This window comes from Ruegeria sp. ANG-R (assembly GCF_000813985.1).
Classification (GTDB): domain Bacteria; phylum Pseudomonadota; class Alphaproteobacteria; order Rhodobacterales; family Rhodobacteraceae; genus Ruegeria.
This window is the reverse complement of record NZ_JWLJ01000003.1, coordinates 129,130-144,834: the sequence shown is the minus strand read 5'-3', so window position 1 is coordinate 144,834 and position 15,705 is coordinate 129,130. Positions and strand designations below refer to the sequence as shown.

Annotated in this window: 12 protein-coding genes; 9 read left to right on the top strand and 3 right to left on the bottom strand. The window is 59.1% G+C overall.

The window, feature by feature from the left end; genetic code table 11:
* Positions 1 to 59: 59 nt before the first annotated feature.
* A complete protein-coding gene (locus RA27_RS11065) occupies positions 60 to 689 on the bottom strand; it encodes a glutathione S-transferase (protein ID WP_039538559.1) in 630 nt (209 codons plus the stop codon).
* 92 nt (positions 690 to 781) lie between these two features.
* Complete coding sequence (locus RA27_RS11060) at positions 782 to 1,279, bottom strand: class I SAM-dependent methyltransferase (protein ID WP_039538556.1); 498 nt, start codon at positions 1,277 to 1,279, stop codon at positions 782 to 784.
* 227 nt (positions 1,280 to 1,506) lie between these two features.
* Here RA27_RS11060 and RA27_RS11055 point away from each other — a divergent pair, with 227 nt between their 5' ends.
* The 5 genes from RA27_RS11055 to RA27_RS11035 are packed head-to-tail and all read left to right on the top strand — an operon-like array spanning position 1,507 to position 8,734.
* A complete protein-coding gene (locus RA27_RS11055; RefSeq protein ID WP_039538553.1) occupies positions 1,507 to 3,279 on the top strand; it encodes an ABC transporter ATP-binding protein in 1,773 nt (590 codons plus the stop codon).
* A complete protein-coding gene (locus RA27_RS11050) occupies positions 3,272 to 5,185 on the top strand; it encodes an ABC transporter substrate-binding protein (protein WP_039538550.1) in 1,914 nt (637 codons plus the stop codon). The genes RA27_RS11055 and RA27_RS11050 overlap by 8 nt, the downstream gene beginning before the upstream one ends.
* Before the next feature lie 14 nt (positions 5,186 to 5,199).
* The gene (locus RA27_RS11045) at positions 5,200 to 6,228 is read left to right on the top strand and encodes an ABC transporter permease (protein ID WP_039538547.1); all 1,029 of its coding nucleotides are present in this window, start codon (positions 5,200 to 5,202) and stop codon (positions 6,226 to 6,228) included.
* Positions 6,225 to 7,379 (top strand): ABC transporter permease, encoded by a 1,155-nt coding sequence (locus RA27_RS11040; protein WP_039538544.1) that lies wholly within the window; start codon positions 6,225 to 6,227, stop codon positions 7,377 to 7,379. Before RA27_RS11045 ends, RA27_RS11040 begins: the two co-directional genes overlap by 4 nt.
* On the top strand, positions 7,376 to 8,734 hold the full coding sequence (locus RA27_RS11035; RefSeq protein ID WP_039538540.1) for a CoA transferase: 1,359 nt from the start codon (positions 7,376 to 7,378) through the stop codon (positions 8,732 to 8,734). Before RA27_RS11040 ends, RA27_RS11035 begins: the two co-directional genes overlap by 4 nt.
* An 87-nt stretch (positions 8,735 to 8,821) precedes the next feature.
* Here the strand turns inward: RA27_RS11035 and RA27_RS11030 are convergent, their stop codons facing one another.
* A complete protein-coding gene (locus RA27_RS11030) occupies positions 8,822 to 11,215 on the bottom strand; it encodes a mechanosensitive ion channel family protein (protein WP_039538538.1) in 2,394 nt (797 codons plus the stop codon).
* A 380-nt stretch (positions 11,216 to 11,595) separates the two neighbouring features.
* Between RA27_RS11030 and RA27_RS11025 the strand changes: the two genes are divergently transcribed.
* From RA27_RS11025 to RA27_RS11010, 4 genes are read left to right on the top strand one after another with little or no spacing between them, the layout of a single operon-like run.
* Positions 11,596 to 12,810, top strand: a complete 1,215-nt coding sequence (locus RA27_RS11025; protein WP_039538535.1) for a membrane protein — start codon at positions 11,596 to 11,598, stop codon at positions 12,808 to 12,810.
* Positions 12,807 to 14,054: a glycosyltransferase family 4 protein gene (locus tag RA27_RS11020; RefSeq protein WP_039538533.1), complete on the top strand. Its 1,248-nt coding sequence runs from the start codon at positions 12,807 to 12,809 to the stop codon at positions 14,052 to 14,054. Before RA27_RS11025 ends, RA27_RS11020 begins: the two co-directional genes overlap by 4 nt.
* Positions 14,054 to 15,130 carry a glycosyltransferase family 4 protein gene (locus tag RA27_RS11015; protein WP_039538531.1) on the top strand — a complete coding sequence of 359 codons (1,077 nt, stop codon included), beginning with the start codon at positions 14,054 to 14,056 and terminating at the stop codon, positions 15,128 to 15,130. Before RA27_RS11020 ends, RA27_RS11015 begins: the two co-directional genes overlap by 1 nt.
* Positions 15,127 to 15,705: a histidine phosphatase family protein gene (locus tag RA27_RS11010; protein WP_039538528.1), complete on the top strand. Its 579-nt coding sequence runs from the start codon at positions 15,127 to 15,129 to the stop codon at positions 15,703 to 15,705. The genes RA27_RS11015 and RA27_RS11010 overlap by 4 nt, the downstream gene beginning before the upstream one ends.

The following is a 15,705-nucleotide window of genomic DNA, read 5'->3' as shown; positions in this document are numbered from 1 at the left end:
TACTGTTCACTTCTGTCTAGACATTTCTGTACAGTTCGAAGTTCACTATATTTGCAGCATCAAATCTGTGCGCTTGGGCGTGCTTGGATGGCGTCAAACCAGGCAAGTGTCGCTATGTTCCCTGTGGGAATGCGCTTCTTGATGACGCGGGCGAAATCGACAAACACGAATGTGGTAATATCGGCCAGAGAGAACGTGTTGCCCGCAACGAATTCGCTATCGCTCAGACGGGTTTCGAGCAGATCGAAGAAGGCATCTACCCGCTCAGCACCCCGCTGCGCCAATTCCGGTATTTGCGCATAACTCATCGGACCGGTAATCGCGCGATCCTTGAACGAGGGATGGGTATTGCGAAGAGTTTCAGCAATCGGCGCACCGCCCTGCTGCTCGGCAACAGCATTCCACATCAGAACCTGGCCTTTTTCATCCGCAGTTCGACCTAGCAACGGCGGCTCGGGAAACCGCGCCTCGAGATATGCGGCAATGCCGAGATTCTCTGTTAGCGTCGCACCTTCATCCGTGATCAGAACCGGGATCGTCGCACCGGGATTCACTGCACGAAACGCATCGCTCAACTGTTCGCCTTTGGCGATCGAAATGTCACGAGTTTCGATTTGCAGCCCCTTTTCCGCAATGAACATCCGGGCACGGCGCGGGCTGGGTGCGGTTGAGCAATCGTAGAACAGCATCGGAACAGTCCCTCCTGAAACGTCACGCTTCTGAAGTTAGACTGTCCTGACCGGACTGAGCTAGTCGGAATGCAAAGTGATCCCGCGGCGGATCAACGTTGATAAATGAAGCAGCGCCCTTCCACGGCGCCTTCCGGCAGCGGCAGCTCGGTCAGCGTTTCGAAATACATGCGGTCACTGGAGACCATCAGCCCGCCCGGCGCCAGCAGCGGCTCGATCAGGGGTGAGACGAGGCGGGCAAAAACATCGTTCTTTTGCCGGTTGTGCCCCCCAAGATCGGCGTGAATAAGGCTGGCCGACGCACCAAATCGCGCAACCGACGCGGGCAGTGTCTCACGCACATCGCCCAAAATCACGAGATCCTCGGGCGGGGTCGAATCCGGGTGGGAGGCCACGGCACGTTCAAAAACGTAAACAGGACGATCCTGAATATGCTGAATCATGTGGTGATAAGTGCGCCCGTTGCCCAGGCCCAACTCAAAAACCGGGCCGGACTGATCTGCCGTCCGCGCGATTGCATAGTCCAGACAGGCGCGCTGCGAGACCATACGGTCAATGAACAGATCCAGACGGCTTTGATGCTCGGACACGGGGAACCTCTTTTTTTGGCGTCGACACGAACAAGGTGCCGATTGCGCCTTTGATGACAAAATCTCAAGACTTTGTGTAGCCATACAGGCCAAGTTTCACGCTTCCGCGACAATTCAGGTAAAGAAGGTGTTTGACTAGCCCGCCCCAACCGCGCGAGACTGCGCAAAAAAGACAGGGAGTTCACTAAGCCGATGTTATCTAGCGGCCAGCCGGGTGGAAAACCCGCATGAGTGCGTTGTTGTCCGTTCGGGATCTCAGCATCGGTTTCGGCTCGGGCCCTTCGGTTGTCCGCGATGTCAGCTTTGATGTTGAGCCGGGCCAAACACTGGCATTGGTTGGTGAATCCGGGTCGGGCAAGACGATTTCGTGCCGAGCGGCATTGCGCATTTTGCCGCGCACCGCTCAGATTCGCAGCGGAACGATTGTCCTGAACGATTCCAAAGGCACTGCGAATCTGACCGAACTCAGCGAACGTCAGATGCGCGGCATTCGCGGCAATCGGGTTTCCATGATCTTTCAGGAACCGATGCGATCACTTTCGCCCCTGCATAAAATCGGCAACCAGGTCAGCGAGGTTCTCTGGCTGCATCGCGGTGCATCCGAGGCAGAGGCGCGCAAACAGGTCCTGAACCAGTTTGACCGAGTAGGCTTCCCCGACCCGGCCCGTGCCTATGACAGCTATCCGTTCGAACTGTCCGGGGGTATGCGTCAGCGGGCGATGATCGCCATGGCTATGGTTTCAAAGCCGGAACTGTTGATTGCGGACGAGCCGACGACGGCACTGGACGTCACCACCCAGGCACAGGTTCTGGGGCTGATCAAAGAATTGCAGCGCGAGACCGGCATGGCGCTGATTCTGGTCACTCATGATCTGGGGGTGGTCGCCAACATGGCCGAGCAGGTCGTTGTGATGCACAAAGGCCGCGTGATGGAGGCCGGTCCGGCCGAACCGATCCTAAACAAACCCGCGCATCCCTACACGCAGCAACTGTTCGATGCTGCACCGCAGATTCCTGATCGGGAAGCGGTGGGCTTGCCGATGCCCGACGAAGACCTGATTCTACAGATGACCGGGGTCTCGAAGACCTACACGATGCGCTCCAGCAAAGGCTGGAAGGCCGACAAGCTGATCCACGCCTGCCGTGGCGTGGATATGAAACTGGCGCGCGGCAAGACGCTTGCGATTGTGGGTGAAAGCGGCTCGGGTAAAACCACAGCAGCGCGAATCGCACTTGGCGCTGAGCTACCGGACCTCGGTGGCGAGGTGTTGTTCCGCACGACCGGCGAATCCGAACCCATCACCGTTCACAATATGACACGGGCCGAGCGCACCGCCTTTCAGCGTAAAGCTCAGATGGTGTTTCAGGACCCCTACAGCTCTCTCAGCCCACGGATGCGCATTCAGGATGCAATGACCGAGCCATTGGAGATTCATCGCCTCGGCACCACAGCCGAGCAGCGCGACAAGGCTGCCGAGATGTTGCAGCGGGTCGGGCTGAACTCGGATATGCTCAAACGTTATCCACACGCCTTTTCGGGCGGACAGCGGCAACGCCTGTCGATCGCGCGCGCAATGATGCTGGACCCGGCCCTGATCGTGTGCGACGAGCCGACCTCGGCACTGGATGTCTCGGTGCAGGAACAAATCCTGACGCTGCTCGAAAACCTTCAGGACGGCCTGAACCTGTCTTATTTGTTCATCTCGCACGATCTGGCCGTCGTCGCACGCATTGCCGACGAAGTCGCCGTGATGCGCCGGGGTCTTGTCGTCGAACAAGCCCCGCCCGAAACCCTGTTCTACAATCCACGTCACCCCTATACCAAGGCACTGATCGCCGCCCAGCCCGAACCGGATATTAACCGTCCGATTGACCTGAAACTGGTCGCGCTTGGTGCGGGTTCACCTGACAGTTGGGATGACGCCTTTCGATTTTCCGACACCGTGATACCTTCACTGGTAGAGTTGGAGCCCGGCCATAAGGTACGTTGCCATGTTTAAGACCACTCATCACTTGTTTCTGGCTGCCTCGCTGGCCGTCGCAGGAATGCTGCCCGCCGCGGCGGAAATTCCGACCAATCTTCAGGAAAGCACGTTCTGGAAGTCCGAGGTTGAAAGTGGCAACCTGCCACCGGTTGCCGAACGCATCCCTCAGGACCCGCTGATCGTCGACCTGGCCGCGAAGGGGCGCGAATTCGGCACCCCCGGCGGGACGTTGCGCACGATGGTCACCCGGTCCAAGGATATCCGGCAGATGGTGGTCTATGGCTATGCGAGGCTTGTGGGGTTCGACCACGAATACAACATCGTTCCCGATTTGCTGGACTCCTACGAGAATGAAAACAACCGCAAGTTCACTCTGAACCTGCGCCCGGGTCACAAATGGTCGGATGGCACACCGTTCACGTCCGAAGATTTCCGCTACTGGTGGGAGGACGTGGCCAACAACGAATTGCTCAGCCCCTCGGGCCCGCCTGATTTTCTGCTGGTAGAGGGCAAACCGCCCACCGTGACGTTCCCCGACGAAAAAACGGTTGTGTTCGAATGGGACGACCCCAACCCGGATTTCCTGCAATCGCTGGCGCAGGCACGTCCACCATTTATCTACCGCCCGTCCGAGTTCCTTAAGCAATATCACGAGAAGTTTGCAGACCCTGAAGAACTGGCCTTTCTGGTCGAGGACGCGCGGGTCAAGAGCTGGGCCGCCCTGCACAACAAACTTGATAACCTCTACAAGTACGACAATCACGAACTTCCCACGCTGCAGCCCTGGCTCAACGCAAGTTCCGGCAAGAAGATCCGGCACAATTTTGTCCGTAACCCCTATTACCATCGGGTAGATTCAAACGGCGTTCAACTGCCCTATATTGACGTGGTCGAGATGGAAATCGTCGCTCCGGGTCTGGTTGCAGCCAAGGCAAATGCTGGCGAAAGCGACCTGCAAGGCCGTGGGTTGGCATTCCGTGACGCCTCGATCCTGAAAAAGGGCGAGGCTGAGGGTGGATACAAAACGCTTCTGTGGAAGACCGGTGTTGCATCGCAGATCGCAATCTACCCCAATCTGAACTTTAACGACGATGTCTGGCGCGACGTCCTGCGCGACGTGCGCGTGCGCCGGGCGCTGTCGCTTGCCATCGACCGCAAAACGATCAACCAGGCGCTGTATTTCAAGCTCGCCCATCCCGGAGCGATGTCGGTTCTGCCCGCATCGCCCTTCTATGACGAAGCAAATGCGCAGGCATGGGCAGAGTATGATGTCGAAATGGCGAATGCGTTGCTGGACGAAGCGGGTTTGACCGAGCGTGATAAAAACGGCATTCGCCTGTTGCCAGACGGACGCCCGATGGAACTGGTCATCGAAACCGCGGGCGAGCGGCAGGAGGTGGAAAGCGCCCTGCAGATCGTCACGGACACCTGGCGCGAGATCGGTGTCGACCTTGTGATGCGGCCGCTGGATCGTGACATCCTGCGCAACCGGGTGTTTTCCGGCAACACGATGGCTTCGGTCTGGTTCGGCTGGGATGACGGTATCCCGCAAATGCACACCTCACCCGCCTATCTGGCGCCTACCGATCAGGTCTTTCTGGCCTGGCCCAAATGGGGCCAGTATTATCAGACAGCCGGGGGGTCGGGTGAGGCACCTGACATGCCTGAGGCTGAACATCTGATGACGCTGGCGCATAACTGGGAACTCGCGACAACCGACGATGAACGCAACGCAATCTGGTCCGAGATGCTGAAAATTCACGCCGACCAACTGTTCGCCATCGGCATCCTGAACGGGGCACCGCAACCAATCGTCGTATCGAACCGTCTGCGCAACGTGCCCGAGCAGGCCATGTGGGCCTGGGAGCCCGGCGCACATTTCGGTATTCACCGCCCCGACGAGTTCTTCTTCGCCGACTGATCAGGAGCAGCTAAATGGTCATGCTGCGCTATGCGGTGTATCGCTTTTTCACGATGCTTCTGACATTGTTGGTGGTGTCGGTTCTGATCTTCGTGATCATCAACCTTCCCCCTGGCGACTATCTGAGCAACCAAATCGCCGAGTTGCAGGCCTCGGGTCAGTCCGCAGGCGTCGCCAAAGCCGAGTTTCTGCGGAAAGAATATTCTTTGGATCGGTCCCTGCCGGAACAATACCTGATCTGGATGGGATTCTGGTCGGGGCCGCACGGGTTTGAGGGGCTGTTGCAGGGCAATTACGGCTGGTCCTTCGAATTTGACCGCCCTGTCTCGGAAATCGTCGGTGATACTCTATGGCTGACAGTCGTCGTTAATCTGGCGGCTATCCTGTTTGTCTATGCGGTGGCGTTACCGCTGGGTGTTATGGCCGCGGCCAAATCGAGAACATGGATCGATTATACTTCGGCCTTCGTCGGCTATCTGGGACTGGCCACGCCAAACTTCCTGCTGGCGCTGATCCTGTTCTACTACGGTCATCGCTATTTCAATCTGCCCATCGGCGGCCTGATGGACCCCTCGTTCGAGGGGCAACCGATGAGTTGGGAAAAGCTGAAATCCATTCTCGTCCACCTGATCGTGCCGACCTTCGTGATCGGCACCTCGGGGGCGTCGGCCATGATGCAGCGCTTGCGCGCCAACATGTTGGATGAACTGGGCAAGCCCTATGTGGAAACCGCCATTGCCAAAGGCATGGCGCCGTCGCGAATGCTGACGAAATACCCGCTGCGTGTGGCCTTCAATCCGTTTGTAGCCGATATCGGCAACCTGCTGCCGTCGATGGTATCGGGCTCGGTTCTGGTCTCGGTCGTTCTAGGTCTGCAAACTATCGGCCCGACGCTGCTGACCGCTTTGAAAACGCAGGATCAGTTCCTCTCGGCTTTCATTTTGATGTTCGTGGCTTTGCTGACCCTGATTGGCACCATGATTTCCGATATCCTGCTGGTCATGCTTGACCCGCGCATTCGTTATGAGGGGCGGGAAGCATGAGCAAACTCCCTGACGGTCGTTATGTCGACGAAGCCCCATTCGACCCGCAAGCTTCGATCCAGCAGCTTGAGCGTGCAGACCTCGACGCTCCGAATTGGGTATTGGTCTGGCGGAAGTTCAGAACACATAAGCTGGGTCTGATATCCGGCCTGTTCCTGCTGCTGTGCTATCTAATGCTGCCCTTTGCCGGCTTTATCGCCCCCTACGGCCCCAATGACCGGAACGGAGAGCACCTTTATGCCCCGCCCCAGTCCGTCAACTGGTTCCACGAGGGTAAGTTTATCGGCCCCTATGTCTATCCGATCGTAGCAGAAGCGGACCTGGAGACCTTCCAGTGGAAATTCGTACCCGACACGGAAGACCCGCGCCCGATCCGGTTCTTTTGCAAAGGGTCGGAGTATAAGCTGGCCGGCCTGATCAAATCCGACACCCATCTGTTCTGCCCGCCCGAAGGCGCCACATTGTTCCTATGGGGATCAGATCGTCTGGGCCGCGATGTGTTCAGTCGCATATTGTATGGCGCGCAACTGTCGCTGACCGTTGGCCTGATTGGCATTTCGGTGTCGTTCGTTCTGGGCATCCTGTTTGGATCAATGGCAGGTTACTTCGGCGGCAGGATCGACTGGGTGATCAATCGCGTGATCGAAATCCTGCGCTCGTTACCGGAGTTGCCCCTATGGCTGGCGCTGTCTGCCGCAGTTCCCTCGAACTGGAGCCCGGTCGCGGTGTTCTTCATCATATCGATCATCCTCGGCATACTGGACTGGCCCGGCCTCGCCCGCTCCGTGCGGGCAAAATTCCTGTCTCTTCGGGAAGAGGAATACGTTCGCGCCGCCGAAATGATGGGTGCAAGCTCGGGCCGCGTGATCCGCAAGCACCTGCTGCCGAACTTCACATCGCATCTGATCGCCTCGGCCACGCTGTCGATCCCTGCGATGATCCTTGGTGAGACAGCTCTCAGCTTCCTCGGCCTTGGCCTGCGGGCTCCGGCGGTCAGTTGGGGCGTGATGCTGAACGATGCACAGAACCTTGCATCAATCGAAATCTACCCGTGGACGGCAATCCCGATGCTGCCGATCATCATCGTTGTGCTGGCCTTTAACTTCCTCGGCGACGGGCTGCGCGACAGTCTTGACCCCTATCAGCAATGAGCTTGCTGTCCGCCCTCCCCTCAGCTGACGCATATCGGGTCTGTGGGGCGGGCGCCCGGCCCAGCGCGTATGCAGTCTCGGAACTGGCGACCGCCAGCTTCGCGGCGGTCGGGCAAGAGCTGTCCCGCCTTACCGCTGCGCTGAATCTGTCTCCGAAACCCCCTGAGATTTCCGTGGATCACCGGCTGGCCTCGCTGTGGTATGGCTTTTCATTCAAGCCCGAGGGATGGGAAATGCCGGGCCTTTGGGATGCGATTGCCGGTGACTATCTGGCCGCTGATGGTTGGATCAGGTTGCACACAAACCTGCCCCATCACCGAGCGGCGGCCCTGAAGGTTCTGCAGGTCAAAGCCGACCGGGCACAGGTGTCGCGCGCCATCCGGGGTTGGACCATCGCGGCACTTGAGACCGCGATTGTTGCCGAGGGTGGCGTAGCAGCCGCGATGCGCAGCCGCTCCGAATGGCTGGATCATCCGCAAGGGCGCATGGTGGCACGCGAGCCGCTGATCGGGTGGCAGGGACCACGCAACATCCGGCTGCGTGACCGGCATCAGGCAACTGCCGCGCGACCCCTCGCGGGATTGCGCGTGCTGGACCTGACCCGCATTCTGGCCGGACCTGTCTCAACGCGAACACTCGCTGGTTTCGGGGCTGAAGTGCTGCGCATAGATCCACCCGGCTGGGATGAGCCCGGCGTTATTCCGGACATTTCGCTGGGCAAGCACTGCGCCTATCTGAACCTGAAATCTCCCGGTGGAATAGCAACGTTCAAAGAGCTTCTGGCACATGCGGATGTACTTGTGCACGGATATCGCCCCGGTGTTCTGGATGCACTCGGCCTGGACAAAGCCACACGCGACAAGCTCGCGCCGAACAGGGTCGAGGTCACGCTTGACGCTTATGGCTGGCAAGGACCATGGTCGATGCGCCGCGGTTTCGACAGCTTGGTACAGATGAGCACCGGGATCGCCCACAGAGGTATGGAATGGGCGGGCGCCGACAAACCTACTCCGCTGCCAGTGCAGGCGCTCGATCACGCCACCGGGTATCTAATGGCGGCCTCCGTGCTGTCGGCGCTGGCCGGGGCCGCATCCGGGCAGGCCGTGATGGACGCCCGCCTCTCGCTGGCGCGTACCGCTGAATTGCTTGCAACTCTTGCGAAAGGTGATGCCACCGGAGGTGACATCACAGGTGCAACCGCGACCGACTACTCCGATACGTCCGAACCTACCGGCTGGGGTTCCGGCCATCGCCTGAAACCAGCTCTGACCGTCGGGACCGCCACGATGCGCTGGCCCTTACCCGCCTCGCAACTGGGAACGTCCAGTCCAGTCTGGCCTTCACTCGCCACCTAGACCAACCGCCGCGCGGTACGCGCGGCGCGGCCCAACGCTTTGGCGCGCGTCTCGTCAGAGACGTGTGTCAAAGGGGCGGGAGCCATTCTAGCGATCATCGCCGCCGGGGCCGATATCGTCCAGATAGTCTTCATCAATCGCGGCCTGAACGGCACCCGTCACCGCCTCGCGCTGTTTCGGCGTCAGGTCGTCCGCTTCCTTGCCGTCAGCCAGCCGCACAGTGACCTCACGGTGGGCAAACCGGATGCCTTCTCGTGCGAACAACTCGCGGATATCCTGATAGACTTTCTTGCGCACCAGCCACTGATCGCCCGGCTTGGTCATGAACTTGACCCGGATAATCATCGCCGAGTCCTGCATCTCGATCACGCCCTGCGATTTCAGCGGCTGAATGAAGTTCTCACCGATCACCGGATCGCTCAGCAGTTCCTGACCCAGCTTCTTGATCAGTTTGCGTACCTTTTCGACATCAGTGTCATAGGTCACCCGCAGCGGAAGCTTCATGATCACCCAATCGCGCGAGTAGTTGGTCAGTACTTTGATCTCACCAAAGGGAATGGTGTTCAGCGCCCCAAGGTGGTGGCGCAACTGGAAGGACCGGACCGATATCTTTTCGACGGTCCCCTTCACATCGCCGATGTCGATATATTCACCCTTGCGGAAGGCATCATCCATCAGGAAGAACGCACCAGAAAAGATGTCCCGCACCAGTGTTTGCGACCCAAACCCTACGGCCAGACCAACAACACCGGCACCAGCGAACAGCGGGCTGACATTGATCCCCAGTTCCATCAGCACAATCAGCGCGATGGTGACGACAACCACGGCCAGAATGGCGCCGCGAAACAGGGGGAGCAAGGTTGCCAGACGGCTCTGGCCGCCCTCCCCGCCTTCATCGCCCAGTTCCGCCTCTCCACCGCCGTCATCGACCTCTTCAGCGATCTTGCTGTCGATCCACACGCGAAAGAAGTGAAACAGGATATACCCGATGAACAGGATCACCATCACATCCAGCGCCCGCTCGACCGGCAAATCGTCGCTCCAGTTTGCCTGGGGGTTCCAGATCACGACCAGTGCATAAAGCCCCACGACAAAAGCCAGAATGCCTGCCACGCGGCGGGCAAGGTCTTCGAAGGTCAGGATCGCGTGTTTGCGCTTTTCAGCCTGTGGTGTTTCTGCGGCCAGTTCTTCTTCGATCGCCTCTGGCTCTGCGCCGTCGGCATTCAGTGCTTCCATCTTGCGATTGCGATCAAAATACCGCTCAAGCAGGTAGTTCATCGCGCCATAGGCCACGACGACCGACATAAAGATCGCGTAGCTGCTGGCGACGATCGGGATCGAATCCTGAACCTCAAGCACCAGATCGACAGCCAGTTTGAACCAGCTGAACACCATGTAAACCACCAGAATCGGTGCCCATGCGAACGAGACAAAACGCAAAATCCACGACACCTGATCCGGCACGCGCCCACCACGAATGGCGTTGGAAATCGCACGTGCATTGAACAGGATCATCAGCACATTGCCCAGCGCGCCAACCAGTGTCAGGCTGCCGTAGACCATGGCATAAACGTTATAGTTCAGCCCAAAATCAGCCACCCAGGTCGAGAACATAACGACCGAGATATCATATGTCGCAAGGGCCGAGGCCCAGATATACAGGCGCTTGGCGTCACGATCCGAAAACGGCGGCAGGCGATACTGACTGAGGTAAGGCGACAAAACCATCCGCCACAGATCCGAAACCGTGCGGGACAGGAAATATGCGCTAAAGATCGCCGTGACGGTAAACTGGATCGATATGTCTTCTGCTTCGCCAAAAAACAGATAACCGACGATCAGGGCAAGAACCATGGCAAAGATCGTACCGCCGATTCCCATCAGGAAACGGTAAACAAGGAAGGGCATCTTTTCACGATAGCCCACAGGGTTTTCCTTGATACGGGCCACTACCCAGCGTTTCGCAAAACGCTTGCCGTAAATCTCGGTCGACAACCAGCGCCCCAACAACAGAAACAGGATGTTCCAGGCCAGCACTTCGACATAGGTCTGAATCCGCCCGTCGGGACTGGTCTGCCTGAGGATATACTGCACCTCAAACACCGAATATGGCAGAGCTTCCAACCGCGAACGGACGGACTCCATAAACGCCGAGAACCGTTCCTGCGCCTTCATCAGTTGAGATCCGTCCCCCATCGGATCAGAACCGTCGGCCCCGGTCGTTGAACCGTCGGCATTATCGGCCGTCGACACCACCTGACCGGCGCTGTCTATGACGATTACGCTTGCACCTGCTTCGGTGGCTGAGCGAATGGCCGCTGCCAGATCGCCGTCTGTGTTTGACGAGGTCGTACCGGCATTGTCGGCTGATCCCGAAGGGTATCCCGGAATAAGAGAGGTTTGCGCTGCCGCCCCGGTGGCACAAGCCAGCATCGCCACCCAAATTGTCAGTACCAACCCGGCCAGAACATTCGTTTTCATCGTGTATCGCACCCAATTCGCAATTGCGGCCAAGACTACAGAACCTCCGGGGGCTGTTCAAATCTTCCGCACACCCGTTATCAACATCGTGAGAGCGCGTGTTCCCGGCGCAATGGCCGGATAAAGTGTTTTCAAGTCAACAAAAATTGAATATGACCAGCTGAGGCGAAAAATGTACGGGTTGTCTGATCAATCACGGACCTTCGCTCTGTATATAGCAAGGCGCATCGACGGCCGGCAGAGTAATATGCTGTTGCCAATTCGCAATGTTTAGCGCATTTGGACGGCAAATTTTGCGCCTTGGGCAAGCAGGTGTGGAAGAAATACGATAATCAGATGCAGACGCGCGGAGCTGCACCGGAATCGAAACAGGCAAAGGCATGAGCCTAGGTATCAAAAACGAAAATCACGGCCGCGCCCCGCGCATCCTGCTCTACAGTCACGACACGTTCGGTCTGGGCCATCTGCGTCGGTCGCGGGCTTTGGCTGCGGCGATCACTCAGGCTGATCAGCGGGCCTCGGCACTAATCCTGACCGGCTCGCCCGTTGCCGGGCGGTTTACCTTTCCGCGCCGCGTTGATCACGTGCGGCTTCCCGGCGTCACAAAGCGTGCCGATGGCTCTTACGCCTCACAGACCATCGGTATGGGCATCGACGATGTGACCGAGCTGCGCGCGAGCCTGATCCAGACGTCGGTCGAGCAATTCGACCCAGATGTTCTGATCGTCGACAAAGAACCCACCGGTTTTCGCGGGGAGCTGTTGCCGACGCTTGAGTATCTCGAAAACTCGGGCTCCACCAAGCTGGTTCTGGGTCTGCGTGATGTACTGGATGAACCAGAGGTTCTGGCCGCCGAATGGGGCCGCAAAGAGGCGATCGCGGCGACCGAGCGGTTCTATGACGAGATCTGGGTGTACGGGTTACGCTCGATCTACGACCCGACGCAGGGTCTTCCGCTCAGCCCCGCAACGCAACAGCGCATTCACTGGACGGGGTATCTGCGGCGCGATCTGGGTCCCGTCGGCGCCCCCCCCGAACAACCCTATATCCTGATCACCCCCGGCGGAGGTGGGGACGGCAAAGCAATGGTCAATCTGGTCTTGTCTGCCTACGAGAAAGACCCGGACCTGTCGCCCCGTGCCGTACTGGTCTACGGACCTTTCCTGTCAGGTGAACTGCGCGATGATTTCGAAACCCGCGTTGCCGCACTTGATGGCCGGGTTACAGCCGTTGGTTTTGAATCCCAGATCGAAACGCTGTTCGCCGGAGCCGCCGGTGTTGTCTGCATGGGGGGCTATAACACCTTTTGCGAGGTTCTGTCCTTTGACAAGCGCGCCGTTATTGTCCCGCGTACGACACCCAGACTGGAGCAGTGGATTCGCGCGTCCCGCGCCGAAGATCTGGGTCTGGTGCGAATGCTGGATGAAAACCGCGACGGGCTGACAGCAGATGCGATGATCCACGCCATCCGTAATCTGCCACATCAGCCGTTACCATCGCAGGCCATTCGCGCCGGATTGCTGGACGGTTTGAACTATGTCACCCATCGCATCGACGCGCTGCTGGGTACGGAACAAGAGCGCGCCACCGGATGACCACAACGCCCCCCAAGCTGGCGGTGCTGGTCAAGGGCTGGCCGCGCCTGTCCGAGACGTTCATCGCACAGGAACTGGTGGCCTTGCAGGAGGCCCGGCACCGGTTCGATATCTGGTCGCTGCGCCACCCCACAGATACCAAACGGCATCCGCTGCATGATCGGTTCAAAGGGCAGGTGCATTATCTGCCGGAATACCTCTACGAGGAGCCCGAACGGATTGCGGCGGCGCGTGGCATAGCATCGCGGCTACCCGGCTACAGGCAGGCCTACCAGGTCTGGAGACAGGATCTGCGTCGAGACCCGAGCCATAACCGCATCCGCCGGTTTGGCCAGGCCTGCGTTCTGGCCGCGGAGTTGCCCCAGCAAACGCGGGCTTTATACGCGCATTTCATGCATACCCCCTCTTCGGTGGCGCGGTATACCGCGATCATGCGCGGCCTGCCCTGGAGTTTTTCGGCTCATGCCAAGGATATCTGGACCTCACCAGATTGGGAGAAGCGGGAAAAACTGCAACTGGCCACTCACGGTGCCGCATTCGGGGCAACCTGCACCGCCATCGGTGCCGCGCATCTGCGCGACCTGGCTGATGATCCCGCACGGGTTGAGCTGATTTATCACGGGCTGGATTTGTCCCGTTTCCCTGCGCCGCCCGACAGGGGTATACGTGCAGCGGATGCTCCCTTTCACATGCTTTCGGTGGGGCGACTGGTCGAGAAGAAAGGGTTTGACCGTCTTATCGCGGCTTTCACGATGCTTCCGGAAACGCTGGATTGGCACTGGACCCATGTCGGCGGTGGAGCACTTGGAAAAGAACTGAGCGCACAAGCCGATGCAGCTGGGTTGTCTGATCGGATCACGTGGAAAGGCGCATGTGATCAACCTGAAGTCATCACCGAGATGCGTCGCGCCGATTTGTTTGTCTTGCCCAGCCGGATTGCCGAAGACGGCGACCGGGATGGCTTACCTAACGTGCTGATGGAGGCTGCCTCTCAGCGCCTCCCGATACTTTCAACGCCCGTGTCAGCAATTCCGGAATTCATCAAAAATGGCGTCCATGGCGTTCTTTCAGAAGATGACCCGTCCTCGCTGGCCTCGGCCATTTCAGACATCGCCGGGAACCCTGTCAGAACCGCACAGATGGCAGAGGCGGCTTATGACCGGCTAATCGCCGACTTCCGCATGGACCCCGGCATCCGTCGCCTGTCCGGGCGGCTGAACGCATTGTGCGCGGGCGACGTGTAATGGCGCGGGTAGCATTTTACGCGCCGATGAAAACCCCCGACAGCCCCAAACCTTCGGGCGACCGCGAAATGGCCCGCAACCTGATCACCGCGATCAGTGCCCTAGGCGATACCGTTGAACTCGCATCAGACCTGCGTATTTACGACAAAACGGGCGACCGCACGTGTCAGGACGTATTGCAAAGCAAAGCCAAGGCCGAAGCCGCGCGGCTGATCGCGGCGCTGCCAGCGGACACCGACCTTTGGGTGACCTATCACAACTACTACAAGGCCCCGGATCTTCTGGGGCCCGCTGTGAGCCGCGCAAGGGGTATCCCCTATGTGCAACTGGAAAGCACGCGCGCCACCAGCCGGCTTTCAGGCCCATGGGCGGATTTCGCCCATGCGGCCCATGACGCCTGCGATGCCGCTCAGGTGATTTTCTATCACACCGCAAACGATCTGATCACGCTGGAGCGGGAACGGTTCGGGAATCAGGCGCTGGTGGAATTGCCCCCTTTTCTGCCCCTCGACGAGTTGCCCCCCACCTCGACCCGTGATGGGTCGATGCTGACAGTAGGCATGATGCGCCCGGGAGACAAATTGGCCTCATACTCCATACTGGCCGAGACACTGGACCATCTGACCGGGGACTGGACGCTGGATATTGCCGGAGACGGGCCAGCGCGACCTGATGTCGAGGCACTGATGGCGCGGTTTGGCGCCCGCGTTCGGTTTCTGGGCCAACTTGACCGAAACGCATTGCAGGCCCTGTACCGCCGGGCCTCGATGCTGGTCTGGCCCGGTGTCAACGAAGCCTATGGCATGGTCTATCTTGAGGCTCAGGCCAGCGGCGTACCTGTCATCGCACAGGACCGCCCCGGCGTGTGTGATGTGCTGATGCCCTCAGATCACCCAAGCGTCGCTTCGGGTGCGAAAGGACTGGCGGCCCGCATACAGAGGTTTCTGGATGATCCCATCCTTCGCCGATCCGAGGGCGATCTTGCCCGCGCCTACGTCGCACGCCGCCATCTGATACCATCGGCCACCAAACGATTCTGGACCGCCGTTCGCCCCCTGCTGGAGAAAAAATCATGACCCGTCTCGCCCTGCTGCGCCATGGACACACCGACTGGAACCGCGCGGGTCGCATTCAGGGGCGCAGCGACATTCCGCTGGATGCCGATGCCCGTGCCGAGCTTGCAGGGTACCGCCTGCCACCGCCATGGGACGCAGCAACAATCTGGTCCAGCCCATTGAGTCGGGCGGCTGAAACGGCCCGGCTGGTGTCTGGCGAAACACCCGAAACATCTGATGCGCTGACCGAGATGAATTGGGGGGAATGGGAAGGGCAGCGGGGGGCCGAACTGATCGAAATCCCCGACAGCGGTTATCGTCATATAGAAGATTGGGGCTGGGAATATCGGCCTCCGTGCGGTGAAAGCCCGGCCGAGCTTTGGGCAAGGATCGCTCCCTGGCTGAACGGTTTGAAGGGAGACACCGTCGCGGTCTGCCACATAGGTATCATGCGGGTAATTCTGGCCAAAGCCTGGGGTTGGAACTTTGCTGGCCCGGCACCGTTCAAAATCAAGCGCAACAGGCTATATGTACTGGAGCTGGACCCGATGCGGGCCGAGCCCGAACCCGTTCGACTACTTGCGCGTGAGGCCTGA

Bases quoted from the DNA above. Each gene is read 5' to 3' on its own strand.
- RA27_RS11065 (WP_039538559.1), bottom strand. From the start codon at position 689: ATGCTGTTCTACGATTGCTCAACCGCACCCAGCCCGCGCCGTGCCCGG.
- RA27_RS11055 (WP_039538553.1), top strand. From the start codon at position 1,507: ATGAGTGCGTTGTTGTCCGTTCGGGATCTCAGCATCGGTTTCGGCTCG.
- RA27_RS11050 (WP_039538550.1), top strand. From the start codon at position 3,272: ATGTTTAAGACCACTCATCACTTGTTTCTGGCTGCCTCGCTGGCCGTC.
- RA27_RS11045 (WP_039538547.1), top strand. From the start codon at position 5,200: ATGGTCATGCTGCGCTATGCGGTGTATCGCTTTTTCACGATGCTTCTG.
- RA27_RS11040 (WP_039538544.1), top strand. From the start codon at position 6,225: ATGAGCAAACTCCCTGACGGTCGTTATGTCGACGAAGCCCCATTCGAC.
- RA27_RS11035 (WP_039538540.1), top strand. From the start codon at position 7,376: ATGAGCTTGCTGTCCGCCCTCCCCTCAGCTGACGCATATCGGGTCTGT.
- RA27_RS11030 (WP_039538538.1), bottom strand. From the start codon at position 11,215: ATGAAAACGAATGTTCTGGCCGGGTTGGTACTGACAATTTGGGTGGCG.
- RA27_RS11025 (WP_039538535.1), top strand. From the start codon at position 11,596: ATGAGCCTAGGTATCAAAAACGAAAATCACGGCCGCGCCCCGCGCATC.
- RA27_RS11020 (WP_039538533.1), top strand. From the start codon at position 12,807: ATGACCACAACGCCCCCCAAGCTGGCGGTGCTGGTCAAGGGCTGGCCG.
- RA27_RS11015 (WP_039538531.1), top strand. From the start codon at position 14,054: ATGGCGCGGGTAGCATTTTACGCGCCGATGAAAACCCCCGACAGCCCC.
- RA27_RS11010 (WP_039538528.1), top strand. From the start codon at position 15,127: ATGACCCGTCTCGCCCTGCTGCGCCATGGACACACCGACTGGAACCGC.